General features: G+C 52.8%; 27 protein-coding genes, 1 pseudogene and 1 other annotated feature. Of the genes and pseudogenes, 11 read left to right on the top strand and 17 right to left on the bottom strand.

Going from position 1 to position 26,068, the window contains the following annotated elements; all coding sequences use genetic code 11:
• Positions 1 to 75: 75 nt before the first annotated feature.
• The 9 genes from hisIE to hisL all read right to left on the bottom strand — a co-directional run bounded on the left by hisIE (position 76) and on the right by hisL (position 7,306).
• Positions 76 to 687 carry a bifunctional phosphoribosyl-AMP cyclohydrolase/phosphoribosyl-ATP diphosphatase HisIE gene (gene hisIE / locus OOJ59_RS05625; protein WP_069323517.1) on the bottom strand — a complete coding sequence of 204 codons (612 nt, stop codon included), beginning with the start codon at positions 685 to 687 and terminating at the stop codon, positions 76 to 78.
• Complete coding sequence (gene hisF, locus OOJ59_RS05620; protein ID WP_038641731.1) at positions 681 to 1,457, bottom strand: imidazole glycerol phosphate synthase subunit HisF; 777 nt, start codon at positions 1,455 to 1,457, stop codon at positions 681 to 683. The genes hisIE and hisF overlap by 7 nt, the downstream gene beginning before the upstream one ends.
• Positions 1,439 to 2,176, bottom strand: a complete 738-nt coding sequence (gene hisA / locus OOJ59_RS05615; protein WP_085047955.1) for a 1-(5-phosphoribosyl)-5-[(5-phosphoribosylamino)methylideneamino]imidazole-4-carboxamide isomerase — start codon at positions 2,174 to 2,176, stop codon at positions 1,439 to 1,441. Before hisA ends, hisF begins: the two co-directional genes overlap by 19 nt.
• Positions 2,176 to 2,766 (bottom strand): imidazole glycerol phosphate synthase subunit HisH, encoded by a 591-nt coding sequence (gene hisH / locus OOJ59_RS05610; protein WP_038641727.1) that lies wholly within the window; start codon positions 2,764 to 2,766, stop codon positions 2,176 to 2,178. The genes hisA and hisH overlap by 1 nt, the downstream gene beginning before the upstream one ends.
• Positions 2,766 to 3,833: a bifunctional histidinol-phosphatase/imidazoleglycerol-phosphate dehydratase HisB gene (hisB, locus tag OOJ59_RS05605; protein WP_069323520.1), complete on the bottom strand. Its 1,068-nt coding sequence runs from the start codon at positions 3,831 to 3,833 to the stop codon at positions 2,766 to 2,768. The genes hisH and hisB overlap by 1 nt, the downstream gene beginning before the upstream one ends.
• Positions 3,830 to 4,909, bottom strand: coding sequence for a histidinol-phosphate transaminase (gene hisC / locus OOJ59_RS05600; protein ID WP_110497533.1), 1,080 nt, complete (start codon positions 4,907 to 4,909; stop codon positions 3,830 to 3,832). The genes hisB and hisC overlap by 4 nt, the downstream gene beginning before the upstream one ends.
• Positions 4,906 to 6,210, bottom strand: coding sequence for a histidinol dehydrogenase (hisD, locus tag OOJ59_RS05595; RefSeq protein WP_160956362.1), 1,305 nt, complete (start codon positions 6,208 to 6,210; stop codon positions 4,906 to 4,908). Before hisD ends, hisC begins: the two co-directional genes overlap by 4 nt.
• Positions 6,211 to 6,215: 5 nt before the next feature.
• Positions 6,216 to 7,115: an ATP phosphoribosyltransferase gene (gene hisG / locus OOJ59_RS05590; protein ID WP_038641718.1), complete on the bottom strand. Its 900-nt coding sequence runs from the start codon at positions 7,113 to 7,115 to the stop codon at positions 6,216 to 6,218.
• Between the two features lie 45 nt (positions 7,116 to 7,160).
• Positions 7,161 to 7,283: a sequence feature (His leader region), on the bottom strand.
• Positions 7,259 to 7,306 carry a his operon leader peptide gene (hisL, locus tag OOJ59_RS05585; RefSeq protein ID WP_100250077.1) on the bottom strand — a complete coding sequence of 16 codons (48 nt, stop codon included), beginning with the start codon at positions 7,304 to 7,306 and terminating at the stop codon, positions 7,259 to 7,261. It overlaps the preceding feature by 25 nt.
• Before the next feature lie 174 nt (positions 7,307 to 7,480).
• Between hisL and OOJ59_RS05580 the strand changes: the two genes are divergently transcribed.
• The 4 genes and pseudogenes from OOJ59_RS05580 to plaP all read left to right on the top strand — a co-directional run bounded on the left by OOJ59_RS05580 (position 7,481) and on the right by plaP (position 10,907).
• Positions 7,481 to 8,305 carry an SDR family oxidoreductase gene (locus OOJ59_RS05580; RefSeq protein ID WP_038641716.1) on the top strand — a complete coding sequence of 275 codons (825 nt, stop codon included), beginning with the start codon at positions 7,481 to 7,483 and terminating at the stop codon, positions 8,303 to 8,305.
• A gap of 41 nt (positions 8,306 to 8,346) precedes the next feature.
• Positions 8,347 to 9,331, top strand: a pseudogene (locus tag OOJ59_RS05575) (LysR substrate-binding domain-containing protein).
• A 162-nt stretch (positions 9,332 to 9,493) separates the two neighbouring features.
• Positions 9,494 to 9,556, top strand: coding sequence for a membrane protein YoeI (gene yoeI / locus OOJ59_RS28170; protein WP_110498811.1), 63 nt, complete (start codon positions 9,494 to 9,496; stop codon positions 9,554 to 9,556).
• Positions 9,546 to 10,907, top strand: coding sequence for a putrescine/proton symporter PlaP (gene plaP / locus OOJ59_RS05570; RefSeq protein WP_003030167.1), 1,362 nt, complete (start codon positions 9,546 to 9,548; stop codon positions 10,905 to 10,907). The genes yoeI and plaP overlap by 11 nt, the downstream gene beginning before the upstream one ends.
• 59 nt (positions 10,908 to 10,966) lie before the next feature.
• On the opposite strand, the gene sbcB is transcribed toward plaP, so the two are convergent.
• Positions 10,967 to 12,391, bottom strand: a complete 1,425-nt coding sequence (sbcB, locus tag OOJ59_RS05565) for an exodeoxyribonuclease I (RefSeq protein WP_160956361.1) — start codon at positions 12,389 to 12,391, stop codon at positions 10,967 to 10,969.
• Positions 12,392 to 12,783: 392 nt separating this feature from the next.
• Here sbcB and phsA point away from each other — a divergent pair, with 392 nt between their 5' ends.
• The 7 genes from phsA to OOJ59_RS05530 all read left to right on the top strand — a co-directional run bounded on the left by phsA (position 12,784) and on the right by OOJ59_RS05530 (position 20,037).
• On the top strand, positions 12,784 to 15,057 hold the full coding sequence (gene phsA / locus OOJ59_RS05560; RefSeq protein WP_159120935.1) for a thiosulfate reductase PhsA: 2,274 nt from the start codon (positions 12,784 to 12,786) through the stop codon (positions 15,055 to 15,057).
• Between the two features lie 14 nt (positions 15,058 to 15,071).
• Entirely contained in the window at positions 15,072 to 15,650 is a 579-nt protein-coding gene (gene phsB / locus OOJ59_RS05555; RefSeq protein ID WP_069323525.1) for a thiosulfate reductase electron transport protein PhsB, read from the top strand.
• Entirely contained in the window at positions 15,647 to 16,414 is a 768-nt protein-coding gene (gene phsC / locus OOJ59_RS05550) for a thiosulfate reductase cytochrome B subunit (protein WP_085047964.1), read from the top strand. The genes phsB and phsC overlap by 4 nt, the downstream gene beginning before the upstream one ends.
• Before the next feature lie 139 nt (positions 16,415 to 16,553).
• Positions 16,554 to 17,726: a serine-type D-Ala-D-Ala carboxypeptidase DacD gene (gene dacD, locus OOJ59_RS05545; RefSeq protein WP_069323527.1), complete on the top strand. Its 1,173-nt coding sequence runs from the start codon at positions 16,554 to 16,556 to the stop codon at positions 17,724 to 17,726.
• 124 nt (positions 17,727 to 17,850) lie between these two features.
• Complete coding sequence (sbmC, locus tag OOJ59_RS05540; RefSeq protein ID WP_159120934.1) at positions 17,851 to 18,318, top strand: DNA gyrase inhibitor SbmC; 468 nt, start codon at positions 17,851 to 17,853, stop codon at positions 18,316 to 18,318.
• An 86-nt stretch (positions 18,319 to 18,404) separates the two neighbouring features.
• Entirely contained in the window at positions 18,405 to 19,463 is a 1,059-nt protein-coding gene (locus tag OOJ59_RS05535; RefSeq protein WP_038641701.1) for an FUSC family protein, read from the top strand.
• A gap of 238 nt (positions 19,464 to 19,701) precedes the next feature.
• Complete coding sequence (locus OOJ59_RS05530) at positions 19,702 to 20,037, top strand: DUF496 family protein (protein WP_032939582.1); 336 nt, start codon at positions 19,702 to 19,704, stop codon at positions 20,035 to 20,037.
• Positions 20,038 to 20,076: 39 nt separating this feature from the next.
• Here the strand turns inward: OOJ59_RS05530 and OOJ59_RS05525 are convergent, their stop codons facing one another.
• From OOJ59_RS05525 to OOJ59_RS05495, 7 genes are all read right to left on the bottom strand, one after another.
• The gene (locus tag OOJ59_RS05525) at positions 20,077 to 20,943 is read right to left on the bottom strand and encodes an L-threonine kinase (protein WP_160955430.1); all 867 of its coding nucleotides are present in this window, start codon (positions 20,941 to 20,943) and stop codon (positions 20,077 to 20,079) included.
• A 92-nt stretch (positions 20,944 to 21,035) separates the two neighbouring features.
• Positions 21,036 to 22,250 (bottom strand): acetate/propionate family kinase, encoded by a 1,215-nt coding sequence (locus tag OOJ59_RS05520; RefSeq protein WP_085047967.1) that lies wholly within the window; start codon positions 22,248 to 22,250, stop codon positions 21,036 to 21,038.
• Positions 22,235 to 22,687, bottom strand: a complete 453-nt coding sequence (pduV, locus tag OOJ59_RS05515; protein WP_160955431.1) for a propanediol utilization protein PduV — start codon at positions 22,685 to 22,687, stop codon at positions 22,235 to 22,237. The genes OOJ59_RS05520 and pduV overlap by 16 nt, the downstream gene beginning before the upstream one ends.
• Before the next feature lie 4 nt (positions 22,688 to 22,691).
• The gene (gene pduU / locus OOJ59_RS05510; RefSeq protein WP_032939586.1) at positions 22,692 to 23,042 is read right to left on the bottom strand and encodes a propanediol utilization microcompartment protein PduU; all 351 of its coding nucleotides are present in this window, start codon (positions 23,040 to 23,042) and stop codon (positions 22,692 to 22,694) included.
• Complete coding sequence (pduT, locus tag OOJ59_RS05505; protein WP_003030201.1) at positions 23,042 to 23,596, bottom strand: propanediol utilization microcompartment protein PduT; 555 nt, start codon at positions 23,594 to 23,596, stop codon at positions 23,042 to 23,044. The genes pduU and pduT overlap by 1 nt, the downstream gene beginning before the upstream one ends.
• A 2-nt stretch (positions 23,597 to 23,598) precedes the next feature.
• The gene (pduS, locus tag OOJ59_RS05500; protein WP_160955432.1) at positions 23,599 to 24,954 is read right to left on the bottom strand and encodes a cobalamin reductase PduS; all 1,356 of its coding nucleotides are present in this window, start codon (positions 24,952 to 24,954) and stop codon (positions 23,599 to 23,601) included.
• Positions 24,951 to 26,063, bottom strand: a complete 1,113-nt coding sequence (locus tag OOJ59_RS05495; protein ID WP_069323533.1) for a 1-propanol dehydrogenase PduQ — start codon at positions 26,061 to 26,063, stop codon at positions 24,951 to 24,953. The genes pduS and OOJ59_RS05495 overlap by 4 nt, the downstream gene beginning before the upstream one ends.
• Positions 26,064 to 26,068: the final 5 nt, after the last annotated feature.

Raw genomic sequence — 26,068 nt, 5'->3', positions numbered from 1 at the left:
AGGTCGAAGGCAGTTTTATTCTGAGCACAAAAAAACCGGGCAGTTCACAGCGCCCGGTTTTTTTACGTCTGCCGATTACTGATGACGCTTACGTAAGTTCTCAATCACGGTGGTCAGATCAAGCTCCTGATCCTGTAGCAGAACCAGCAGGTGGTACATCAGGTCAGAAGCTTCATTCGTCAGTTCAAAACGATCGTGCACGGTGGCGGCCAGTGCGGTTTCCACGCCTTCTTCCCCCACTTTCTGCGCAATGCGTTTGGTGCCACTGGCATACAGCTTGGCCGTGTAAGAGCTTGCCGGATCGGCGGTTTTACGCTCAGCCAGAAGTTGTTCCAGTTGATACAGGAACAGCCACTGATGACTGGTGTTAGCAAAGCAGCTTGAGGTGCCTTTGTGGCAAGTTGGCCCAATCGGGTTAACCAGCACCAGCAGGGTGTCGTTGTCGCAGTCAGGCGCGATGTTAACCACATTAAGAAAGTTGCCAGAGGTTTCACCTTTGGTCCACAGCCGTTGTTTGGTCCGCGAGAAAAAGGTTACCTTACCGCTTTCAAGCGTTTTATCCAGCGCCTCAGGGTTCATATAACCCAGCATCAATACTTCGCCGGATACCGCATGCTGCACCACGACCGGCATTAATCCGTCGGTTTTTTCCCAGTCCAGCTCGCGACATTGTTGCTTCGTTAACATATCCTGATCTCCACGCCCTGTGTTGCCAGGTACGTTTTTAACTCGCCAATATTGATAATTTGTTTGTGGAAAACGGAAGCGGCAAGCGCGCCGTCAACGTCAGCATCACGGAAGGCTTCGAGAAAGTGTTCCATGGTGCCTGCGCCACCGGAGGCAATCAGCGGTACGTGGCAAACGTCGCGCACTTTTCTCAGCTGCTCCAGGTCGTAGCCGTTACGCACACCGTCCTGATTCATCATGTTCAGCACGATTTCGCCTGCGCCACGTTTCTGCACTTCCTGCACCCAATCCAGCGTTTCCCACTGCGTGATGCGGGTACGACTCTCATCACCGGTATACTGGTTAACGTGATATTTACCGGTTGCGGCGTCATACCAGGTATCGATACCCACCACAATGCACTGTACGCCAAAGCGGTCCGCCAGACGCGTGATAAGCTCCGGGTCAGCCAGCGCCGGGGAGTTGATGGAGATTTTATCCGCCCCGAAGGAGAGAATACGCGCCGCATCATCAATGGACTTAATCCCACCGGCAACGCAGAACGGAATGTCGATCACTTCCGCCACGCGCGATACCCAGCTTTTATCGACTACACGGCCATCGCTGGAGGCGGTGATATCGTAGAAGACCAGTTCATCTGCGCCTTCATCGGCATAGCGTTTTGCCAGCGGAACGATGTCGCCAATAATCTCGTGATTGCGAAACTGGACGCCTTTTACCACCTGTCCATCGCGAACGTCCAGACAAGGAATTATGCGTTTTGCCAGCATTGGATGGCCTCCTCAACGGTGAACTTACCTTCCAACAGGGCTCGTCCGACGATCACGCCGCCAACCCCAGTCCCGCGCAGGGCTGCTACGTCCTCAATTCCACCTATACCGCCAGATGACTGAAACGCCACCTGCGGATATTTAGCGCACACTTCTTCATAAAGCGCGACGTTTGAACCCGCCAGCGTACCGTCGCGGGAGATATCAGTGCACAGCACATGCTTCAGACCAACGGGTAAATAGGTTTCCACCAGCTCTTCCAGCGAAACCCCGGAATCTTCCTGCCAGCCGCTGACCGCAACCTGTTTATTACCGTGTTCGTCAATGCGTACGTCCAGCGCCAGCACCAGCGCGTCGGCGCCAAAACGGGTAAACCAGCTCTTAACTTCCTCAGGGGATTTTACCGCCGTCGAACCGACCACCACGCGCGCCACGCCGGCGTCAAGCAGTGCCGCAACGTCCGCTTCAGTACGCACACCGCCGCCAACCTGCACCGGAACATTGACGCCCGCGACCAGCGTTTTAATCAGCGGTATTTGTCGTTTCTGCGGATCTTTTGCCCCGGTCAGATCGACCAGGTGCAGTACCTGTGCGCCTTGTGCCGCGTACTCCTGCAGGCGGGGCAGTGGATCGTTGCCGTAATCACGTTGCTGTGCGTAATCACCTTGATGAAGACGCACCACCGTGCCGTCGATTAAATCTAATGCCGGAATAATCATTACATCTCCAGAAAGTTTTTCAGCAACTGCGCCCCAGCCGCACCCGAACGTTCCGGGTGGAACTGCACGCCAAAGAAATTGTCCTTTTGGACTGCCGCGGTAAACGGTTCACCGTAATGACACTGGGCGATGGTCCATGGGTTCACTGGCATCGCGTAGCTGTGGACAAAGTAGAAATACGCACCATCGTCAATACCCTGGAACAGACGATTGCCTGCTTGTGGATACACACGGTTCCAGCCCATATGCGGCAGCGGCAGGCCAAAATCGGTCATTTTGGGGACGTCTTGTTCAATAATGCCCAGCAGGGAGACACCGTTACTCTCTTCGCTGCGGCGACCAAGCAGTTGCATGCCTAAGCAGATCCCCAGCACCGGTTGCGTACAGGCTTTAATCAGTTCAATAAGTTCACGCTCGTGCAACTGGTCCATGGCCGCCTGCGCAGTACCAACGCCGGGTAGAAACAGCTTATCGGCCCGGAGCACCACATCCGCATCGCGGCTGACAACCGGGTCGTATCCATGGCGCGCAACGGCGGATTTCACCGAATTCAGGTTGGCGCAGCCGGTATCCAGGATCACTACGTTCATTACAGCACTCCTTTTGAGGAGGGTAGCGTATCGCCTTCTACGCGAATCGCCTGACGCAGCGTGCGGCCAAAGGCTTTAAACAGGCTTTCCACACGGTGGTGGTCATTTTTTCCTTTGGTTTTCAGGTGCAGGGTGACGCCCATGGTGTAGGAGAGTGAGCGGAAGAAGTGTTCAATCATCTCTGTGCTCAGATCGCCAACGCGCTGGTAGGTAAACTCAGCGCGGTATTCCAGGTGCGGACGTCCGGAGATATCCAGCGCGCAACGTGCCAGACATTCGTCCATCGGCAGGACAAAACCAAAACGGTTGATACCACGTTTATCACCTAATGCCAGCTTTAAGGCCTCACCCAGCGCCAGACCGGTATCTTCTACGGTGTGGTGATCGTCAATATACAGATCGCCTTTGACGGCTATCTCCATACGGAAACCGCCGTGGGTGGCGATTTGATCCAACATGTGGTCAAAGAAGCCAACGCCAGTATTGATTTTGCTTTGGCCTTCGCGGTCCAGCCAGACTTTGACGTCAATCTGCGTTTCTTTGGTATTGCGCTCAACGTGCGCGTAGCGGTCACGTTTGGTCAACTGCTCGCCGATCATCGCCCAGTTCAGGGTGTCCCGGTGATAGCGTAATCCGCTAATCCCCATGTTTTCAGCCAGTTGAATATCTGTAGCACGATCGCCAATGACGTAGCTGTTCTCGGTGTCCATAGCCTGTTCAACCAGATACTGCTCAACCAGCTTCACTTTTGGCTTACGGCAAGCACACTCATCGGCCGGCAAGTGTGGGCAAATCAGCACGTCATCAAACCTCACGCCCTGAGAGGTGAATATTTGCATCATCAGATTATGCGGGCCGTCAAAATCAGCCTGTGGAAAGCTCTGGGTTCCCAGTCCATCCTGGTTGGTGATCATCACCAGCTTAAAACCCGCTTTTTGCAGCTTCAGTAAAACGGGAACGACTTCCGGCTCAAAAGCCAGTTTGTCAAAGCGATCGACCTGAAAGTCACTTGGCGGTTCGGAAATCAGGGTTCCATCACGGTCAATAAAAAGATACTTCTGGCTCATACTTGCTCCGCACGTAAGGCGTCAATGACGCGCTGGCTCTCTTCACGGGTTCCGACAGTAATACGCAGGCAGCCGCTTAACGAAGGTTGTTTGTTCTGGTCTCGTAAGATAATGCCCTGATCCCACAAAGATTTAAATACGCTGCTGGATGCGGTGAAGCGCGCCAGAACATAGTTGGTTTCAGAATCGAAAACCTGTTCTACACAGCGAATTGTTTTCAGGTTCTCCACCAGGAACTGACGCTCTTGCAGGATCTGCTGGACGCGTTGGCGCATGGCGGCAACGCCTTGCGGCGTCAGCGCCTGGGCGGCGATATCCGCCACCGGTGTAGAGAGCGGGTAAGGGGCGATCACCTTTAACAGCAGATTGATAATTTCTTCATTTGCCAGCGTAAACCCGCAGCGTAAACCGGCGAGAGCAAACGCTTTGGACAGTGTGCGTAAAATTACCAGGTGCGGATATTCAGACAGCCAGCCCGCCAGCGTGGCCTGCGGGCAAAACTCGATATACGCTTCATCGGCAACCACGATAGCTTTACCCTGCGTCATATCGAGCAGCGAACGCAGATCCTGTGGCTTAATCAACTGGCCCGTTGGGTTATTAGGGCTGCATACGTAGACCACCTTCACACCATCAAGCTTGTCCGCGATACCTTGTAAATCCAGTTGCCAGTCGTCAAGTGTCGGGACGGTACAGCATTCAACGCCAATCGTTTCAGCGCTGACGCTGTACATGCCGTAAGTCGGCGGACAGTACAGAATCGCATCTTTACCCGGCTCGCAAAAAGCGCGCACCAGCAGCTCGATCCCTTCATCTGCGCCACGACTGACCAGCACCTGCTCCGGCTTGACGCCTGCATACTGCGCGTAATTCTCAATCACGGCTTTCGGCTGGCACTCCGGGTAGCGGTTCAGCGTTTGCTGACTTAGCTGAAACTCAACGGCGGTGGGATATTCATTCGCATTGAGCCAGACGTCGCCGTTACCGCCAAGACGGCGGGCAGACTGATAAGGCGTTAACTCGCGGACATTCTTACGGGCTAAATCAGTGACGCTGAGAAAGTTGTCAGTGCTCATGCTTGCTCCTTCAGGGCGTTAACGCGCAGGGTGACGGCATTTTTGTGGGCGGTCAGCAGCTCAGCCGCGGCCAGGGTTTCAATGGTGGCGGCCAGCGCAGAGAAACCTTGTGGTGTTAATTCCTGTATGGTCATCCGTTTCTGGAAATCAGCCAGCCCCAGACTGGAACAGGTTGTGGTATAGCCGTAAGTTGGCAGCACGTGGTTAGTGCCGGAAGCATAGTCGCCTGCGGATTCCGGCGACCAGTCACCAAGGAACACCGAACCGGCGCTTGTTATGCCTTCCACCAGCTCACGTGCGTTGCGGGTCTGAATGATCAGGTGCTCCGGACCGTAGGCGTTGGAGATTTCAACGCACTGTGCCAGATCTTTCGCCACGATTAAACGGCTGGCGGAGAGCGCCTGACGCGCGGTGTCGGCGCGGGACAGCTCGGCGAGCTGGCGTTCAACGGCTTCGGCCACGCCTTCGGCAAGCTTAGCGTCCGGCGTCAGCAGGATCACCTGCGAGTCCGGGCCGTGCTCGGCCTGAGAGAGCAGGTCGGAGGCGACAAAATCCGGCGTTGCGCCGCTGTCGGCGATAACCAATACTTCGGACGGTCCGGCGGGCATATCGATTGCCGCGCCGTCAAGACGCTGGCTGACCTGGCGCTTGGCTTCGGTCACATAGGCGTTGCCCGGCCCAAAGATTTTATCGACTTTTGGAATAGACTCCGTGCCCAGTGCCAGCGCGGCAATGGCCTGTGCGCCGCCCACGTTAAACACTTCTTTCACGCCACAGAGTTGCGCGGCGTAGAGGATTTCATCGGCAATCGGCGGCGGCGAGCACAGCACCACTTTTTTACAGCCCGCGATACGCGCCGGGGTCGCCAGCATTAATACAGTAGAGAACAGCGGTGCCGATCCCCCTGGAATATACAGGCCCACGGAAGCGATGGGGCGGGTAACCTGCTGGCAGCGCACGCCCGGCTGGGTTTCGATATCCACCGGCGGCAGGATCTGCGCGCTGTGGAAAGTATCAATATTACGTACTGCCGCCTGCATGGCTTGTTTCAGCTCGTCGCTCAGACGATTCCCGGCCTGCTGAATTTCTTCCTCAGTGACGCGCAGCGCGCCGACCTCGGTTTTATCAAACTTCGCGCTGTATTCGCGCAATGCCTGGTCGCCGTTGTTTTTGACATTTTCAAGGATCTCGGCCACCGTGCGGCTAATGCTTTCAGAGGCTGAAATCGCCGGGCGCATCAGTAATTCGCGCTGCTGCCCAGGGCTACAGCTATTCCAGTCAATCAGGGTATTGAAGCTCATGGTCGTTACTCCATCATCTTCTCAATCGGCAGCACCAGAATAGAGCTGGCGCCGAGCGCTTTCAGTTTTTCCATTGTTTCCCAGAACAGGGTTTCGCTGCTGACCATGTGCATGGCCACGCGCTGCTGATCACCCGCCAGTGGCAGAATGGTTGGGCGCTCAGCGCCAGGCAGCAGGGCGATAACTTCGTCCAGACGCTCGCTCGGTGCGTGCATCATGATGTATTTGGATTCGCGAGCCTGAATAACCCCCTGGATGCGGGTCAGTAGTTTGTCGATCAGTTGCTGTTTGGCTGCGGCCATTTCGCCATCGCGCTGAATCAGACACGCTTTAGAGCGGTAAATCACTTCCACTTCACGCAGACCATTAGCTTCAAGCGTCGCGCCGGTTGACACCAGATCGCAGATTGCATCGGCCAGGCCCGCGCGGGGCGCGACTTCGACAGAACCGTTTAACAGACAGGATTTAAATGACACTCCTTTTTGATCGAGGTAACGCTTGAGCAGGTGCGGGTAAGAGGTGGCGATACGCTTCCCGTTCAGTTCTGCCGGGCCATCCCAGGCTTCATCAACCGGCGTCGCCAGCGAAAGACGGCAGCCGCCGAAGTCCAGACGACGCAGGGTAAAATAGCGAGGATCTTCACCCTGTGCCCGACGGTTGAGCAGCTCTTCTTCCAGAACGTTTTCCCCAATAATGCCCAGATCAACGACGCCGTCCATCACCAGACCCGGGATATCGTCATCACGCACGCGCAGGATATCAATCGGCATATTTTCTGCCATCGCAATTAAGCGCTGGGTGTGAAGATTAATTTTAATGCCGCAACGGGCCAGTAATTCGCGTGAATCGTCGCTTAAACGGCCTGATTTCTGCATAGCTATGCGTAAACGGGTGTTGTCTAACATTGTTTGTTCCTCGTTATCCTGTCTGAATCAGTTTGGGTCACGCACAAAAAAAAGCCCCCGGAAGAAATCTTCCGGGGGCTTTCTCATACGCTCATGCACCGCTGGAAGATTTAAATGTCTCCCAGCACACATCGCCTGAAAGACTAGTCAGGATGATGGTGATGATGGTGTTTAAATTGAGCGCGTGTCATAAATTTTCTCGATGAATGTTTATTCATTTGATGTCTTTTAACCTAAACCACTTTAGCTACGGAAAGCAAGGGCTTTTTTTGATCATTAATTCATTTCATATTGATACTATGAATTGTCAGCCACCGTGGGCTGGCGTAGCCTTGCGTTATAGGCCAAAAGTCAGGAGAGAAGGCATGAAAAAGGTCGCAATTGTCGGGTTAGGTTGGTTAGGCATGCCGTTAGCCATGTCGCTGGCGGCGAGAGGCTGGCAGGTTACCGGCAGCAAAACCACACTGGATGGGGTAGAAGCGGCCCGTATGAGCGGTATCGAGAGTTACTCGCTGCGCCTGGAGCCTGAACTGGTCTGTGAGGCTGACGATCTCGACGCGCTCATGGACGCTGATGCACTGGTTATAACGCTACCTGCGCGCCGTAGCGGGCCGGGGGAGACATTTTACCTGCAGGCCATGCAGGAACTGGTTGACAGTGCGCTGGCGTACCGGATCCCGCGGATTATTTTTACCAGCTCGACGTCGGTCTATGGCGATGTCCAGGGTATCGTGAAAGAGGGGACGCCGCGTAACCCGGTCACCGCCAGCGGGCGTGTTCTGAAAGATCTTGAAGACTGGTTGCATAACCTGCCTGGCACCTCGGTAGATATTCTGCGTCTGGCCGGACTGGTTGGCCCGGGAAGACATCCCGGCCGCTTTTTCGCTGGCAAGACGGCGCCAGATGGAAACCATGGCGTCAATCTGGTGCACCTGGATGATGTCGTTTCTGCCATCACGTTGCTGCTGCAAGCGCCCAAAGGGGGACACATCTATAATATATGTGCGCCTATGCATCCGGCGCGTAACGTGTTCTATCCGCAGATGGCCCGCCAGTTGGGGATGGAACCGCCGGAATTTCGCGGCGGTGCGGATAACGGTAAAGGTAAAGTCATTGATGGCAGCCGTATTTGTAATGAGCTTGGATTTGAGTACCAGTATCCCGATCCGCTGGTGATGCCGATGGAGTGACAGGCCAGCAGAGTGTCGCTGTATACCGCCAGGGGGCGAGTATGAAACCACTGCTGGACGTTCTTATCATCCTCGATGCGTTAGAAAAAGAGGGCAGTTTCGCGGCGGCGTCGGCAAAATTGTATAAGACGCCGTCTGCGCTTAGCTACACCGTCCATAAACTGGAAAGCGATCTTAATATTCAGTTATTAGATCGCAGTGGGCACCGGGCTAAGTTTACCCGCACCGGTCAAATGCTGCTGGAAAAGGGGCGAGAGGTATTGCACTCCGTCCGCGAACTCGAAAAGCAAGCCATTAAACTTCATGAAGGCTGGGAGAATGAACTGGTCATCGGCGTCGATGATACGTTTCCCTTTTCACTGCTGGCCCCCCTTATCGAATCCTTCTATCAACATCACAGTGTGACGCGCCTGAAGTTTATTAACGGCGTGCTGGGTGGTTCCTGGGATGCACTTACTCAGGGGCGGGCGGATATTATTGTCGGCGCTATGCACGAACCGCCGGCGGGGAGCGAATTTGGTTTTGCGCGGCTTGGCGCGCTGGAACAGGTGTTTGTGGTTGCTCCGCATCATCCGCTGGCGCAGGAACAGGAACCGTTACATCGGCGTACTATTCGACGATTTCGCGCCATCGCGGTGGGAGAGAATGTGCATCAAGCGAACATCTCCGGCGTTCAGGTGTTGGACGATCAGGAAGCGATTACCGTTTTTGACTTCAAAACCAAGCTGGAGCTGCAAATCAGTGGTCTGGGATGCGGATATATTCCCCGTTATCTGGCGCAGCGATTTTTGGACAGCGGCGCGCTGATTGAGAAGAAAGTGGTCGGACAAATTCTGTTTGAACCCGTGTGGATAGGGTGGAATGAACAGACCGCCGGGCTTGCCAGCGCCTGGTGGCGGGACGAGATTTTAGCAAATAGTGCTATTGCCGGGGTGTACGTTAAAACGGATGCTGATAAATCAATCAGTTGAGAAAAAATATTTTTTTACAGTTGCTTCAATCTCTTGTTATTTCTCCCCAAATTAGTGCAAAATACGCCGCTTGCAAAAAATGACATTAACCGACGTTTTAATACGCGTCGGTTATTTTTTTGCATCAAACCAATCATTCATAAAAGAGGCCGGGCTTCGTACCGGATAGATACTTACTTAAAAATCGACAGTTGTTGTCGCTGAGGATTAACAAAAAATGGGGCAATTTTTTGCTTACGCGACGGTTTTCGCCGTAATGGAGGATAACCATGTCGCATAACGCTACTCCAAACACCTCTCGCGTGGAATTACGTAAAACGCTTACGCTGGTTCCGGTTGTCATGATGGGCCTTGCCTATATGCAGCCGATGACGCTGTTCGATACATTCGGTATCGTCTCAGGAATGACCGATGGTCACGTCCCGACAGCTTACGCCTTCGCACTGATCGCCATCCTCTTTACCGCACTAAGCTACGGTAAACTGGTACGCCGTTATCCGTCCGCAGGCTCTGCCTACACTTACGCTCAGAAATCCATTAGCCCGACCGTTGGTTTTATGGTTGGCTGGTCATCGCTGCTGGACTACCTGTTCGCGCCGATGATCAACATTCTGTTGGCGAAAATTTATTTTGAAGCACTGGTGCCTTCGATTCCATCGTGGATGTTCGTGGTGGCGCTGGTGGCCTTTATGACCGCCTTCAACCTGCGTAGCCTCAAGTCCGTCGCTAATTTCAACACCGTGATCGTGTTGTTGCAGGTGGTGCTGATTGCAGTGATCCTCGGCATGGTCGTTTATGGCGTGTTCGAAGGAGAAGGCGCCGGTACGCTGGCGAGCAGCCGTCCGTTCTGGTCGGGTGATGCGCACGTGATCCCGATGATCACCGGGGCTACCATCCTGTGCTTCTCGTTCACCGGTTTTGACGGTATCAGCAACCTGTCAGAAGAAACCAAAGACGCTGAACGCGTGATCCCGCGTGCGATTTTCCTGACCGCGCTGATTGGTGGCCTGATCTTTATCGTCTCCACTTATCTGTTGCAGTTGTACTTCCCGGATATCTCGCGCTTTAAGGATCCGGATGCTTCGCAGCCGGAAATCATGCTGTATGTTGCTGGTAAGTTCTTCCAGGTCGGCGCGCTGATTTTCTCTACCATTACCGTACTGGCGTCCGGTATGGCGGCGCATGCAGGCGTTGCGCGTCTGATGTACGTGATGGGTCGTGACGGCGTATTCCCGAAAAGTTTCTTCGGTTATGTACACCCGAAATGGCGTACTCCGTCCATGAACATCATTCTGGTTGGGGCGATTGCTTTGCTGGCAATCAACTTCGACCTGGTGATGGCGACGGCGCTGATTAACTTTGGTGCGCTGGTGGCGTTTACCTTCGTTAACCTGTCGGTAATCTCCCAGTTCTGGATCCGTGAGAAGCGTAACAAGACGCTGAAAGATCACTTCCAGTACCTGTTCCTGCCAATGTGCGGTGCGCTGACCGTTGGCGCGCTGTGGGTGAACCTGGAAGAAAGCTCAATGGTTCTGGGCCTGATCTGGGCGGGTATCGGTCTGATCTACCTGGCGTGCGTGACCAAAAGCTTCCGCAACCCGGTACCGCAGTACGACGAAGATATCGCGTAATAACTGCATTTAGCTGAAAAAAAACGGAGACATGTTCTCCGTTTTTTTATACGTGGGATTTAGACAATCTCTTGCGCATATTGCCAGAGTGCTTTCAGCAGCGTCAGCTTCTCTTTGTTATCCGCATAATGCTGACTCAGCATCTGTAATTCATTGGCGTAATTTTGCAAAAACTCCGGTGTGAATACCTGACGACGATGGTCCAGCCAGCGCTGTTGTTCGGCTTCATCCAGCGTTCCGGGGAAGTTACGCGCGCGGTAGTTAAACAGCAGCTTTTCAATGCGTTTATCGACAAAGGTGATATCCAGCGCCGGTAAATTGCGCGGTTCGGTTTCCAGAACGATTTTCATCGCAGCGCGGTCGGCATCGCTGAAAAAGCCGTTGTACAGCTGGGCGTCTACGTTATCCGATGGCGCAAAGGGTTCCGCCTCGGCAAAGATAGCCACGACCTTGTCGCGTACCTGTGGGTTTTCGCGCAGAATTTTGAGATTATCCAGACAATGCTGGCGGTTAATACCGAGACGATTGGCATCTTCCGGGCGCAGGGTGTTCGCCTGTGCCAGTACCGGACATTTGTTGATGTGCACCAGTTTAACCGGCACTGCGGGGTTATCTCCCAGATCTGCCTTAGCGGTATAGAGCCGCTCACGCAGCGCGTCGCTGTCCAGTTCGAGCAGCGGTGAAATATCACCGGCCAGATCGACCATGATAACCGCGTTGCGATTTTCCGGATGCCAGGCCATTGGCGCCACCCAACTGGTGTTACCGCGCCATGCGCCGAACATGCCCGAGACATGGACCAGCGGCTTCATCTGCGGCACATCAATTAGCGCCGCCAGTTTGTGCTTATTACGATGGCTATAGAGATACTCAAACAGACGAGGCTGGCGTGACTTGACTAATTGCGCCATCGCAATCGTGGCATACACATCGGCCATTGCATCGTGGGCATTGGCATGCTCAATCCCATTCGCTTTGGTCAAATGTTCCAGGCGGAAGCTGGGCAAGCCATCGTCGTTTTCCGGCCAGTTAATACCTTCAGGACGCAGGGCATAGCAGGCACGCATTACATCCAGCAGATCCCAGCGCGAATTATCGTTCTGCCAGCTCCAGGCATAGGGATCATAGAAATTGCGATACAGGATATTTCGCGTCACTTCATCATCGAAGCGCACGTTGTTATAGCCCAGAATACAGGTTTTCGGTACGGTAAACAGGGCGTGAATACGCGCAGCAAAAGCAGCTTCATTTTCTCCCTTTTCACGTGCTTCTTGCGGGGTGATGCCAGTAATCAGCACCGCCTCGGGTTGTGGCAGATAATCATCTGCGGGTTTGCAATAAAAGACTTCAGGTTCACCGATAATGTTGAAATCATTATCTGTGCGGATAGCCGCAAATTGCGCGGGTCTGTCCAGCGCCGGATGGGTACCAAAAGTCTCGTAATCGTGGAAGAGAAAACCAGGTTGCTGCTTGCCGTCATTCATTGTTCAGTTATGTCCGGGATCAATTTAGCGCTTATCCAAGAATACCAAAAAATAGCGAGGTAATCAGCAAGAGGATTATCGATGCGGAATGGCTTACGCAAGAAATTTGCGCTGAACACGGCTTTGAACGAATGATTAATTATTTTCTTACCGTTAAAGGAAATTACTGGAATAAACTTTCTTAAAATCACACTCTGGGAAATAAGTTAATTGATAACCATTATTGTTATTTCATTTTCTGTTTTCTGGATTTTTTAAAATTCTTTTAAAAACAACGGCCTTATATTTCTATTAATGCGCTTGTATGCATTGTAATAAAGTGTGAGTGAGGTTAAAAATTAATAATATAAACTCCATATAATAATTGGATATATCTAATAACAGGAGGTTATATGAGCATAAGTCGGCGTAATTTTTTACGAGGGGTGGGTATAGGTTGCTCAGCCTGTGCGATAGGCAGTTTTCCACCAGGCGCACTGGCGCGGAATTCTCCCGAGCACATAAAAGGGAAAACATCCCTGACGCCAAGTTTGTGCGAAATGTGTTCTTTTCGCTGCCCAATTCAGGCTCAGGTAATTAATAATAAGACGGTTTTTATTCAAGGAAACCCTAATGCGCCTCAGCAGGGGACGCGTGTCTGCGCGCGCGGAGGCAGCGGTGTTAGCCTGGTCAACGACCCGCATCGTATTGTTAAACCGATGAAACGCACAGGACCTCGCGGGAGCGGTGAGTGGCAGGTAATTAGCTGGCAGCAGGCATATAAAGAAATTGCCGAAAAAATGATGGCAATAAAAGCGCAGCATGGTCCTGAGGGGGTCGTATTCTCTTCCAAGTCCGGTTCGCTTTCCGGCCATTTATTTCACCTCGCGACGGCTTTTGGATCGCCGAACACGTTTACTCACGCCTCGACATGCCCCGCCGGAAAAGCGATTGCCGCTAAAGTTATGATGGGTGGCGATTTAGCCATGGATATCGTCAATACCCGTTATATGGTCTCTTTTGGCCATAACCTCTATGAAGGTATTGAAGTCGCCGACACCCATGAACTGATGACCGCGCAGGAAAAGGGCGCGAAAATGGTCAGCTTTGATCCCCGTTTATCCGTCTTCTCCAGCAAAGCGGATGAATGGCATTCGCTTAAGCCTGGCGGCGACTTACCGGTGCTGATGGCCATGTGTCACGTCATGATCAAAGAAAATCTGTATGACGCAGACTTTGTTACACGCTACACCACAGGGTTTGACCAACTGGCTGAGGCGGTCCAGGAGACCACGCCGGAATGGGCGCAAAAGCTCGCTGATGTGCCTGCCGATGTGATTATCCGGGTCACCCGCGAAATGGCCGCCTGCGCCCCTCACGCCATTGTCAGTCCGGGTCATCGTGCGACGTTTTCGCAAGAAGAAATTGATATGCGGCGCATGATTTTCACCCTCAATGTGTTACTTGGAAATATTGAGCGTGAGGGTGGGTTGTATCAGAAAAAAGCGGCGGCAACGTACAATAAGCTGGCCGGAGAGAAAGTCGCTCCTGTGCTGGCAAAACCCGATGCCAAATTACCCAAGCCAACGGCGCAGCGTATCGATCTGGTCGCCCCGCAGTTCAAGTACATCGCGGCCGGCGGCGGCGTAGTGCAAAGCATTATTGATGCCGTCTTAAAGCAAACGCCGTATCCGGTGAAGGGATGGATCATGTCCCGACACAACCCTTTCCAGACCGTGACCTGTCGACCAGACCTGGTCAAGACGGTTGAACAGCTCGACCTGGTGGTCAGTTGCGATGTCTATTTAAGCGAAAGCGCGGCGTATGCCGATTATCTTTTGCCTGAATGTACTTACCTTGAGCGCGATGAAGAAGTTTCTGATATGTCGGGCCTGAATCCAGCCTATGCCTTGCGTCAGCAGGTGGTTGAGCCTATCGGTGACGCGCGTCCGAGCTGGCAAATCTGGAAAGAACTGGCTGTTCAGTTAGGCCTTGGGCAATTCTACCCATGGCAGGATATGCAAACGCGCCAGCTGTACCAGCTTAATGGCGATCATGCGTTATCTGCTGAGCTGCGTCAGAAAGGGTATCGCGAGTGGGGCGTTCCGCTATTGCTGCGCGAACCCGAAGCGGTGCGTCAGTTTGTGGCACGCTATCCGGGCGCGGTAGCGGTTGATAGCGACGGCACTTATGGTGAGCAGCTGCGTTTTAAATCCCCGTCAGGAAAAATCGAACTCTACTCTGCCGAGCTGGAAACACTCCTGCCAGGCTACGGTGTTCCTCGCGCCCGCAATTTTGCGCTCAAAGGCGACAATGAACTCTATTTTATTCAGGGGAAAGTGGCGGTTCATACCAATGGCGCAACGCAATATGTGCCACTGCTGAGTGAGCTGATGTGGGACAACGCGGTGTGGATCCACCCGCAAACGGCCCGTGAAAAAGGCATCAAAAGCGGCGATGACATCTGGCTGGAAAATGCAACCGGTAAGGAAAAAGGCAAAGCGCTGGTCACCGCTGGTATTCGACCCGATACGCTATTCGTCTATATGGGATTTGGCGCCAAGGCAGGAGCCAAAACAGCCGCGACGACGCACGGTATTCATTGCGGTAATTTGCTTCCGCATGTCACCAGTCCGGTGTCAGGTACGGTGGTCCACACCGCTGGCGTTACGCTTCGTCGGGCATGAGAAAGGAGTACATCATGAATCAATCCACAAACCCTTATGTCATGCTGCATGACGAAAAACGCTGCATTGGTTGTCAGGCGTGTACGGTTGCCTGCAAGGTACTGAATGACGTGCCTGAAGGTTTTAGCCGCTTACAGGTGCAGATCCGTTCACCGGAACATGAACCCGAGGCGCTTTCCCATTTCCAGTTTGTTCGTGTTTCTTGCCAGCATTGTGAAGATGCGCCGTGCGTCAGCGTTTGTCCAACCGGTGCGTCATTCCGCGATGAAAACGGCATTGTGCAGGTGGATAAGTCCCGCTGTATTGGCTGTGACTACTGCGTCGCTGCTTGTCCGTTCCATGTGCGCTACCTCAATCCGCAAACGGGAATCGCAGACAAATGTAATTTCTGCGCGGATACCCGTCTGGATGTTGAACAGTCCCCCGCCTGCGTTTCCGTTTGTCCGACGGATGCGTTGAAGTTTGGTCGTCGCGATGACCCGGAAATCCAGCACTGGATCAATCAAAAAGAGGTTTATCGCCAGCAGGATACGCGTAGTGGCCCGGTGAGTGTTTATCGGCGTAAAGAGATCCATCAGGAGGGTAAAGTATGAATTCTATCTGGGGAGCGGAACTTAACTATGCGCCGGACTACTGGCCGCTGTGGCTCATTTATGCGGGCGTTATTGTTGTGCTAATGATTGCGGGCCTGGTCACGCACGCGCTGTTACGTCGGATGCTGGCGCCAAAAACGGTAACCGGAGAGGAGCACCGGGAGTACCTCTATTCGCTGGCTGTTCGCCGTTGGCACTGGGGAAATGCGCTGCTCTTTATTCTGCTTTTGCTGAGCGGCCTGTTTGGCCACTTCTCTGTCGGACCGGTAGCGTTGATGGTGCAGGTACATACCTGGTGCGGCTTCGCATTGCTGGCCTTCTGGATTGGCTTTGTGTTAATAAACGCAACCAGCGGCAACGGCTGCCATTATCGCGTGAAGTTAAACGGGTTGATATCACGCTGCCTGCTGCAAACGCGTTTTTATCTGTATGGCATCATGAAAGGCGAGCCGCACCCGTTTGCCGCAACGGCAAAGGATAAATTTAACCCACTGCAACAACTGGCCTACCTGGCCATTATGTACGCGCTGGTTCCGCTGTTGATCATCACCGGGTTGTTATGCCTCTACCCGCAGGTGTCAGGGGCGGGGCCGATAATGCTGGTGCTGCATATGGCGCTAGCGATTGTCGGCTTACTGTTCATCTGCGCACATATTTACCTGTGCACGCTGGGCGACACGCCAGGGCAAATTTTCCGCAGTATGATCGACGGCTACCATCGCCATCGCAGCCATCACGCAGAGACTGCGCCACGCAAAGGATAATTTCGCGCGCGGTTTGTCTCTGACAGCCTTGTATGACAGCAAGAAAATGTGTCTTATGTCACATTTTCTTGCAATTTATTCAAGTTTGTTCGACAGAACTTCCGTAAAAAGAACGGCTATTTATCCCTTTTCTGAGGACATGCTGTTGAAACGCCGTTTGTTTATTGCCGCTTCACTATTCACGATGAGTTTTACGTCCGCCTGGGCGACCGATGCCGCCAGCTTCGCCCCACAGCCGCCTGCGATAAATGCCGGGGCGTGGGTATTAATGGATTACACCACGGGCCAAATTCTGACAGCCGGTAATGAACACCAGCAACGTAACCCCGCCAGTCTGACCAAGCTGATGACCGGCTATGTTGTTGACCGCGCAATCGACAGTAAGCGCATTAGTCCAACCGATATTGTCACCGTTGGGCGTGATGCCTGGGCGAAAGACAATCCGGTATTCGTCGGTTCATCCTTGATGTTCTTGAAACAAGGCGATCGCGTTTCGGTGCGCGACCTCAGCCGCGGGCTAATTGTTGATTCCGGGAATGATGCCTGCGTGGCGCTGGCTGATTACATCGCCGGGGGACAACCGCAGTTTGTGGCGATGATGAACAACTATGCGCAAAAGCTAAACCTGCAGGATACCCATTTTGAAACGGTCCATGGTCTGGATGCGCCAGGCCAGCATAGCTCTGCTTACGATCTGGCCGTATTGTCGCGAGCTATCATCCATGGTGAACCGGATTTCTACCATATGTACAGTGAGAAAAGCCTTACCTGGAACGGAATCACGCAGCAAAACCGTAATGGCCTGTTGTGGGATAAAACCATGAACGTTGATGGTCTGAAGACAGGGCATACGTCCGGTGCCGGGTTCAATCTGATCGCTTCCGCCGTTGATGGGCAACGTCGACTGATTGCGGTTGTGATGGGGGCGGAGAGTGCGAAAGGGCGCGAAGACCAGGCGCGTAAGCTGCTGCAATGGGGACAACAAAACTTCGATACGGTGCAGGTTTTGCGCAGCGGTAAGCAGGTCGGTACTGAACGGATCTGGTATGGCGACAAAGAAAAAATCAGCCTGGGCACCGAGCAGGATTTCTGGATGGCCCTGCCTAAAGCGGAAGTCGCTAACATTAAAGCAAAATATGTCCTTGATAAGAAAGAACTGGTTGCACCAATCGCGGCACATCAGCGTGTGGGTGAAATTGAACTCTACGATCGGGATAAGCTGGTGGCGCACTGGCCTCTGGTTACGCTGGAGTCCGTCAGCGAAGGTGGCGTTTTCTCGCGTCTGAGCGATTATTTCCACCACAAGGCGTAGTTATTTCCTGGAATACCTGACTGGCAAGAGTGCGAATCTGCTCACATAATAATCACTATTTACTTGTGGCCGTAATACCTAAAAATTACACTGTATATACATACAGTATAATCGCGGAGGTTATATGGAGTACGAGATTAAACAGGTCGATAAACGCAGGATTGCCGGTTTTCACATGGTTGGTCCGTGGGAACAAACGGTAAAGCAAGGTTTTGAGCAGTTAATGAAGTGGGTCGACGGGAAGCAAATTGTTCCGCTGGAATGGATAGCCGTTTATTACGACAATCCTGACGTTGTCCCGGCGGAGAAACTGCGTTGCGATACCGTGGTATCTGTGCCTGAAGATTTTGCGATCCCGGAAAACAGCGAAGGGGTGATCCTGACCGAAGTGGCGGGTGGCGACTATGCTGTTGCCGTTGCGCGTGTAGAAAATCATGACTTTGCGACGCCGTGGTACCAGTTTTTTGACTGCCTGATGCAAGATACGACTTTCGAAATAGCTACTAAACCCTGCTTTGAAGTGTACATGAACAATGGCATCGAGGATGGCTACTGGGACATTGAAATGTACATACCGGTGCAGTCGAAGTAACTGTTTTTGATGCAAATCAGGATGATATTTTCAGGCAAAAAACGAGTACAATTCTGTTATTTGCTATTCGCTGACGGAGTGCATGAGTGCGTGCCAATAAGTCACTGAGCCCTTTTGAAATTCGTTTGTATCGTCATTATCGTGTAGTGCACGGTATTCGCATTGCGCTTGCGTTTATTCTCACTTTTCTGTTGGTACGCCTGTTAAACATTCCTGAAGGTACATGGCCTCTGATCACGCTGGTGGTGATCATGGGGCCTATTTCTTTTTGGGGGAACGTTGTTCCCAGAGCTTTTGAACGTATTGGCGGCACGATCCTGGGATCGGTGCTTGGGCTGGTGGCCCTGCGTCTGGAGCTTTTTTCGCTTCCGCTGATGCTGATATGGTGCGCGGTGGCGATGTTTCTCTGCGGTTGGCTGGCATTGGGCAAAAAACCGTATCAGGCGCTGTTGATTGGTATTACGCTTGCCGTTGTAGTGGGCGCTCCCGCTGGGGATATGAATACGGCGTTATGGCGTGGCGGCGACGTTATTCTTGGATCGTTGCTGGCAATGCTGTTTACCGGCGTGTGGCCACAACGGGCATTTATACACTGGCGTATTCAACTGGCGCATTGCGTCACGGGGTACAATCGGGTGTACCAGGCGGCGCTCTCCCCCAATCTGCTTGAACAACCGCGACTGGAGAAGCATTTACAACAGCTGTTGAGCGAGGTTGTCAAAATGCGCGGGCTCATCGTCCCTGCCAGTAAAGAAACCCACATTCAAAAATCTATTTTTGAAGCTATTCAGACGGTTAATCGTAACCTCGTCTGCATGCTCGAGTTGCAAATCAATGCGCTCTGGGCCAGCCGTACCAGTCACTTTGTTATGTTGAATGCGCATACTTTGCGTGAAACCCAGCTCAGGACGCAGCAGGCGCTACTGACGATAACGCATGCATTATATGAAGGTAATCCGCAGCCAGTACTTGCCAATACGGAGAAGCTCAATGATACCGTGGTGGAGCTGCGTCAGCTTATCGCTGAGCATAAGGGCGATAATGTCGCAGAAACGCCTATTCACGGCTACGTTTGGTTGAATATGGAGATGGCGCGACAGCTGGAGTTACTTTCTCATTTAATCTGTCGCGCGCTGCGCAAATAAAGAGCAGATGAGGGGATTGGTTCTACTGCTGCTTCGATTCAGCAACGATTAGAGGTATGATACTGAAAAAGGCTAAAACCATTGGTAACTGCAATGGCTTTACCCTCGATAATTCAGGTTTCAACCATGCATTGTCGATGCAGATGCAACTTGAAGTATGGCGGGCATGAAAGTAATGTTGACCCACTTTAGCCGTTGTTTAAACGAATCCGAATCTCACATTATCAGGGGTGTAAAAATGGAAACTACCAAGCCTTCTTTCCAGGACGTGCTGGAATTTGTTCGTCTGTTCCGTCGTAAAAACAAACTGCAACGTGAAATCCAGGACGTTGAGAAAAAGATCCGTGACAACCAGAAACGTGTCCTGCTGTTGGACAACCTGAGCGATTACATCAAGCCAGGCATGAGCGTGGAAGCGATTCAGGGCATTATCGCTAGCATGAAAAGCGATTACGAAGATCGCGTTGATGATTACATCATCAAAAATGCTGAGATCTCAAAAGAGCGCCGCGATATTTCTAAGAAGCTGAAAGCCATGGGTGAACTGAAAAACGGCGAAGCCAAAGCTGAGTAACGATTTATGCTTGTCCGGGTCGCTGCTGTGCGGCGACCCTTATTGCAGTTCAACTCCGCCTGTGACCATCCGCAATAAATGCTGTTCTGGCCAGTGAACCGTCAGTTTTTTCTGTGTCAGCATCCATTTTATGTAATCCACATCATGACGCGTTCTGTCCAGCATCAGGCCGACAACGCTGCCGCTGTGCGCAACGTTAACGCCGTATAAATCACATTCCTCTACCAGCGCTAATAGTGAATCAAAATCTGGTTTCGGTAACAGCAACTGGCTGGCGGTTGCGCTTAGCGTGGCAGCTTCGCCCATCCGGTAAGGATTTTGGCTGATACAGGCTTCCTGTACCTTTTCCCATGCTCGTTTGAGGGCCGGAGCACCTGCCTGTAACCCGGAATGACGCGGAATACGGTGATAATCAGCAGTGTGCAATGTTTCCGGGCTTTCGAGAACCAGCAGATCGAGTTGAGGCTGGGCTTCGCAGGCAATTTGCGTGGAGGCGTCGTTATGATCGAAAAGGGTAAGCTTACGAAAAACGGTGCTGTCGGTAGGCTCCAGCGAAACGCAAAGTTGCGCCAGCGTAGATTCATCCAGGTGATGTCCCAGGTGATGTGCCGTGGCGACAGCAGTTGCGGCAATATCTGCAGTGCTGCTGGCCATTCCTTTAGCGATAGGAATAGTTGACTGGACATCAATTCGGATATCCTGACTCATCTGCGGCGGGTATTGCCAGTGCTGCAATAGCCGATTAACCATCGCCCGTGAAAGTGGACGTTCCTCTGCCAGCGGTGAGCCTGAAGTGACCTCAACGGTGCTATACCATTCGACCGGGCAGGAGACTAATTTCTCACTGCCCAGAATCCAGCCCTGGATAAGTTCTCCGCATGATGCGGGACATTGCGCAATAGCCACGTATTCACCTTTGTGATCAGCAATCCTCGGCGCATAGTGTCATGGCGATCGCGCTATTACCATGATTTGCCGCAATTTGCAGTGCGGCAGGATTAAGCTGGAATGCCCAACGTCACAGTTTCCGCTATCGCTAAACGCATAACGTCCTGCGCTATCATCAGCTCTTCGTTGGTATTGATCACCGCCACTTTGACCAGCGAATTTTCTGTCTGAATAAAGGTGGCGTTTCGCTGATTTTTTTCTTCATCGACGGCCAGTCCCAGGAAATTCAGATTGTGACAAATTGCGCCGCGCGCCCGCGCTGAGTTTTCGCCTATGCCTCCGGTAAACACCAGCGCATCCAGACCGCCCATCTGCATAATATAGCTACCAATGGTGGCGCGAATTCGCTCGGCAAAAAGCGTCAACGCCAGCGCAGCCTGATGATTGCCCGTATCTGCGGCATGTTCAACGTCGCGATAGTCAGGTGAGATCCCAGAAACGCCGAGTAAGCCGGATTCATTGTTGAGCAATTGGTTGAGCTGCTGCGGTGTTTTGCCTTCGCGCAGGGCAATCCACGGCAAAATAGACGGATCAATATCGCCACTTCGCGTGCCCATCATCACGCCAGACTGCGGCGTAAATCCCATAGAGGTATTAACTGATTGACCACCTTTGATGGCGCAGATGCTGCTGCCGTTGCCAAGATGACAACAAACGACGCGCAGGGCGCTGAGGGGTACCCCTAACTTTTCAGCAAGCTGGGCGCTGACATATTTGTGGCTGGTGCCATGAAATCCGTAACGACGAATACCCAGCTCTGAATAGTAACGCCAGGGCAGGGGATAAATGAAAGAAGGCTCGTCAAGCGTCTGATGAAAAGCGGTGTCAAAAACCGCCACGGCCGGCGTTTCGGGTAATAGCTGGCGAAATACTGCAATTCCCAACGCATTTACCGGGTTATGTAGCGGGGCCAGTTCCGCAAGGCGATCAATTTCCGCCAGCGTTTCATCGGTTACCAGTGCGGAATCTTTAAAAGATTCCCCGCCGTGTGCGACGCGATGCCCCACGCCGTCGATCTCCTGCAGACTGCTGATAATATTGTGGTTGAGCAGTTTTTCCAGGAGCAGCGTCACTGCTTCACGATGATCGGCTACGGGCAATATTTCCTGCCATTTTTGCGCAGGCGTTTTAAGGGTGACCTGCGCATCAGACATACCGATACGCTCGATCAACCCCTGACAAATCATTTCACCTTGTGGCATCGCCAGAAGCTGAAACTTGAGCGAGGAACTCCCCGCATTAATGGCCATTATTTTGTGAGACATGAAAGTTCCTTTGCATTCAGAAAAATGAACATCTCATCGACACCTGTATTCTCCAGCGCACTGGTGACAAACACTTTTTGCGCGCCAGCCTCGACTAACCAGCTCTCAACGAGGGAAATGCGCTGCGGATTGGCTAAATCGGCTTTAGTGACGAGGCCAATGACGGGTCGGTTCATTGGGCCGGTGAAACCGGGAGAAAATGGCGACCACGGCGCGTCAGCATTGAGGACCAGCGCGATGATGTCTGCTTCACAGGTGCTGGCCAGCAGCGCACTATACAGACAGCGGTTTTCAAGATATTCGCCCGGTGTATCTATCGCTGTGGGCGACCAGACTATGGCCTGGGTCTTCTGATAGTGAAGCGCTTCTCCCCGCATGCATTGTGTGAGCGACGTTTTTCCGCACTGGCTGGGTCCGATTAGCATGATGCGTTTCATGAGATTACGTCCGGGTGATGGGGCAAGCGGTAAAACGCATCATTTCGCCCAGCGTTCGGGTTACCTGTTTTAGCGCGTACTCAACGGCGGAGACATCGCCCGTCAGTACCACTGCGCCGGTAAATCGGTCGAGAAAACCAATCTCTACCGCCCCGGATTTCGTGGCGATATCGCAGGCGATAATTGAGGCTTCGCTGGGGGTAATCGTCAAAATCCCGATTGCGGATACTGAATCCTGTAACCCCAGCTTCTTGAACAAATCTTTTCCGGGATTGGCGATAAGATGCGCCAGCGTGACCTGCTTGCCAGGAACATATTCCTGGATCATACGATCCGTGGTGGGCTGTCTTTCCATTATCCCTCCACCATCTGCCGCCACATGCTTTCATGCGGGCGAGGTATAACGGAGCGATAAACCAACAGGCCTTTTTCACCCGCGCTTTCACTGGCAACCGTTACTGCGTTATTCACATCGGATACATCGCCAGCGACAACCATGTAGCACTTGCCGCCAATACCAAATGCCATGTGCACGCGTACCAGTGTGACGTTGGAAGCTTTAACAGCGCGATCCGCAGCACAGATACAAGCCGCCACGCTCCATGTTTCAACAATTCCGACGGCCTGACGCTTATCCACGCTATTTAACCCGCTGATTGCCGGGAGTACGCTGGCATGAATATTAGGCAGTACCAGACTGTCGACGAGCATATCGCCAGCAAGAGATGTACCAGTGGCTATCGCCTGTTGTACTGCGCCTACGTCACCACCGAGCATGAGCAGGAATTTTCCCGGGCAGATGGTCTTGCTGACCAGTAAATTCACATTCGCGCTTTTTAACATGGCATCGCCAGCTTCCATTCCTTTGGCAATGCTGGTGAGTTCTAAGATCCCTATAGCCTGAGACATGATTAACCTCTTATTACCGTGATGGATTGCTCAGTGATTTCGCTGACAATACCGTCAATACTGGCGTGGACAGGCGCACCTAATGCGCCTGTCGGCACATCGGCAACGCATTGACCGCGAACAACGCGATCGCCTTGCTGCACACATGGGATGGCGCTGGCGCCAATATGCTGGCGTAGCAACAGCGTCGTTTCATCGGTGGAAAAATCAGTCTCAGCCAGTGGCGCATCGTGATACCAGTCGCTAAGACCCAGTTTGGTAATAAGGCGCTTAACCGGGATCAACCGGTACTTCGCCATTTCATCCTCAGGATTTAGCGGCCCTTCATAACGATGGTTGAGCGCCCGTAGTTCGCGTTTAAGCATACGGTTGATTCGCATCGGCGATATTCCAACCGGACAGGCAACGCTTTCACAGACATTGCATTCTGAACAGGTCAGGGCCGTGAGCAGCAGCTGTGGTGTGGCCGCCTGCTGATAATTAACCGCGCGAACCAGCAGATGTGGTGATAATTCATGGCCGATTAAGTGCCTTGGGCACAAATCCGTACACAAACGGCACTGCTCGCATACGGTTTTTGCGACGGAAAGCACGGTGCGTTCATCCTGCATTCGCCGCTGAATCAGCGCATGAGATTTTGGTAAAACCAGCAACCCACCGGTGGTCTTGCTGACGGGGGTATCCAGGGAGGTAATCAGACCGCCCATCATCGGGCCGCCATTAATAAATCCTGGATCGTCAACGGTTGCGCCTCCCGCCAGCGCCAGCACCTCGCGAAGTGACATCCCGATAGGGACAGTGAGTGTGATGGGGTTGGCTACTGCGCCGTTGACGGTCAACGTACGACGGGTAACGGGATATTGCTGTTCAACCGCTCTGGCGATGTTGAGCACGGTCTGGACGTTATTAACCACCACGCTGACGCTGACCGGCAGTGCGGCAGGTGGGACCCTCCGGCCTGTTGCCATCCAGATGGTCAGCACCTCGTCACCGGCCGGGTAGACATCAGGTAAAATGTGTAACCGGATATCGGCAGGTAGCAGAGGAGCTAACGCATTGATAGCCTTCAGGTATTTTTCTTTGAGCGCAATAATACCGGCACTGGCTCCGGTAGCCGTCATGGCATATTTAACGCCGCGAATAAGTCGACCTGCCTGGGCGCTCATCAATTGCTGGTCAACTTTTAACATCGGTTCACATTCGGCGGCATTCACCAGAAATGTATCGACCTGCGCCTGTAATTTTACGTGCGCAGGAAAGCCAGCACCGCCGGCTCCAACAACGCCAGCAGCCCGAACGCGTTCGCGTATCGTCTGCGCATCATAAAGCGTGGACTCTGCCGTCATGGCTGTATTCATAATAATTCCTCAAGCAGTTCCTGCATGGCACTGGCGTCGGCAACACGAGGATTGGTTTGCAGCGTGACATCAGCCAGCGCTGCCTGAACCATCGACGGTATACGCTGTGACCAGTTTTGCTTTCCGTCTTTGAGTGCGTCAACGAAAGAAGGTAACGCACACTGTTTTTTGAGAAGCTCAATGTGATGAATGAGCGCATTCAGCGCAGCCGTATCGTTCGCGTTATCCGGGCATAAATGGCAGGCTTTAGCGAAACGGGCATAGCGCTTCGCGGCCCTGGGGTCGCGGGCATTAAAATGAATAACAGGGGTCAGCAGCAGTGCATTGGCAAGTCCGTGGGGCAGATGAAACTGGCCGCCCAACTGATGGGCAATCGCATGGTTTATACCCAACCCCGCCTGGCTAAATGCCATTCCTGCGAGCGTTGACGCGTTGTGCATTTTCCCCCTGGTTGCCAGACACTCGCCTTTGCTGACGGCGACGGGAAGGTACTGGAAGACGATTTGTGCCGCTTTTTCCGCCAGCGCGTCGGTAAAGTCGCTGGCCTTCGTGGACACGTAAGCCTCCAACGCATGCGTCAGGACGTCCATGCCGGTATTCGCGGTGATGGCAGGAGGTACGCTGACAACCAGCGTTGGATCGAGGATGGCCATATCCGGGTAAAGCGCATTATCAAACAAGGGATATTTAATGCCTTTATCCGGATCGCTAATCACGCAGGCGCTGGTCACTTCCGAGCCTGTGCCGCTGGTGGTGGGAATAGCAACACAGGTTTCGATTTCAATACCGAACTGTCGGCTGAACCAAACGATGGCTTTCGCGGCATCCAGCGCTGAGCCCCCGCCAAAACCAATGACAACATCCGGTCGCAGGGACTGCATTTGCGCAATCCCTTGCACCACCGTGCTAATGGTTGGGTCGGGGGTAATATCGCTGAAAATGCTGATGCGATTATCCGCAGGAAGCGTGTTGCGCAGCTTTTCAATCACAGGAGAACGCGCCAGAAAACCATCGCAGATAATCCAGATATGCTTATTCGTGAAACGCTTGAGCACATCCAGGCTTCCCTGACCGCTGAATAATCGAGTTTGCAGTGAAAAGCTTTTCATAACGG

Source organism: Citrobacter sp. W9 (genome assembly GCF_026719375.1).
GTDB lineage: Bacteria > Pseudomonadota > Gammaproteobacteria > Enterobacterales > Enterobacteriaceae > Citrobacter > Citrobacter werkmanii.
This window is presented reverse-complemented; position numbering and strand designations above follow the sequence as displayed.

What these genes read in the sequence shown, in the direction of transcription:
- phsA (WP_159120935.1), top strand. Translation starts at nt 12,784, where the DNA reads ATGAGCATAAGTCGGCGTAATTTTTTACGAGGGGTGGGTATAGGTTGC.
- OOJ59_RS05495 (WP_069323533.1), bottom strand. Translation starts at nt 26,063, where the DNA reads ATGAAAAGCTTTTCACTGCAAACTCGATTATTCAGCGGTCAGGGAAGC.
- phsB (WP_069323525.1), top strand. Translation starts at nt 15,072, where the DNA reads ATGAATCAATCCACAAACCCTTATGTCATGCTGCATGACGAAAAACGC.
- plaP (WP_003030167.1), top strand. Translation starts at nt 9,546, where the DNA reads ATGTCGCATAACGCTACTCCAAACACCTCTCGCGTGGAATTACGTAAA.
- pduT (WP_003030201.1), bottom strand. Translation starts at nt 23,596, where the DNA reads ATGTCTCAGGCTATAGGGATCTTAGAACTCACCAGCATTGCCAAAGGA.
- pduU (WP_032939586.1), bottom strand. Translation starts at nt 23,042, where the DNA reads ATGGAAAGACAGCCCACCACGGATCGTATGATCCAGGAATATGTTCCT.
- phsC (WP_085047964.1), top strand. Translation starts at nt 15,647, where the DNA reads ATGAATTCTATCTGGGGAGCGGAACTTAACTATGCGCCGGACTACTGG.
- hisB (WP_069323520.1), bottom strand. Translation starts at nt 3,833, where the DNA reads ATGAGCCAGAAGTATCTTTTTATTGACCGTGATGGAACCCTGATTTCC.
- pduS (WP_160955432.1), bottom strand. Translation starts at nt 24,954, where the DNA reads ATGAATACAGCCATGACGGCAGAGTCCACGCTTTATGATGCGCAGACG.
- dacD (WP_069323527.1), top strand. Translation starts at nt 16,554, where the DNA reads ATGCTGTTGAAACGCCGTTTGTTTATTGCCGCTTCACTATTCACGATG.
- hisC (WP_110497533.1), bottom strand. Translation starts at nt 4,909, where the DNA reads ATGAGCACTGACAACTTTCTCAGCGTCACTGATTTAGCCCGTAAGAAT.
- hisH (WP_038641727.1), bottom strand. Translation starts at nt 2,766, where the DNA reads ATGAACGTAGTGATCCTGGATACCGGCTGCGCCAACCTGAATTCGGTG.
- hisA (WP_085047955.1), bottom strand. Translation starts at nt 2,176, where the DNA reads ATGATTATTCCGGCATTAGATTTAATCGACGGCACGGTGGTGCGTCTT.
- OOJ59_RS05530 (WP_032939582.1), top strand. Translation starts at nt 19,702, where the DNA reads ATGGAAACTACCAAGCCTTCTTTCCAGGACGTGCTGGAATTTGTTCGT.
- pduV (WP_160955431.1), bottom strand. Translation starts at nt 22,687, where the DNA reads ATGAAACGCATCATGCTAATCGGACCCAGCCAGTGCGGAAAAACGTCG.
- hisG (WP_038641718.1), bottom strand. Translation starts at nt 7,115, where the DNA reads ATGTTAGACAACACCCGTTTACGCATAGCTATGCAGAAATCAGGCCGT.
- sbmC (WP_159120934.1), top strand. Translation starts at nt 17,851, where the DNA reads ATGGAGTACGAGATTAAACAGGTCGATAAACGCAGGATTGCCGGTTTT.
- OOJ59_RS05520 (WP_085047967.1), bottom strand. Translation starts at nt 22,250, where the DNA reads ATGTCTCACAAAATAATGGCCATTAATGCGGGGAGTTCCTCGCTCAAG.
- OOJ59_RS05580 (WP_038641716.1), top strand. Translation starts at nt 7,481, where the DNA reads ATGAAAAAGGTCGCAATTGTCGGGTTAGGTTGGTTAGGCATGCCGTTA.
- hisIE (WP_069323517.1), bottom strand. Translation starts at nt 687, where the DNA reads ATGTTAACGAAGCAACAATGTCGCGAGCTGGACTGGGAAAAAACCGAC.
- hisF (WP_038641731.1), bottom strand. Translation starts at nt 1,457, where the DNA reads ATGCTGGCAAAACGCATAATTCCTTGTCTGGACGTTCGCGATGGACAG.
- sbcB (WP_160956361.1), bottom strand. Translation starts at nt 12,391, where the DNA reads ATGAATGACGGCAAGCAGCAACCTGGTTTTCTCTTCCACGATTACGAG.
- hisD (WP_160956362.1), bottom strand. Translation starts at nt 6,210, where the DNA reads ATGAGCTTCAATACCCTGATTGACTGGAATAGCTGTAGCCCTGGGCAG.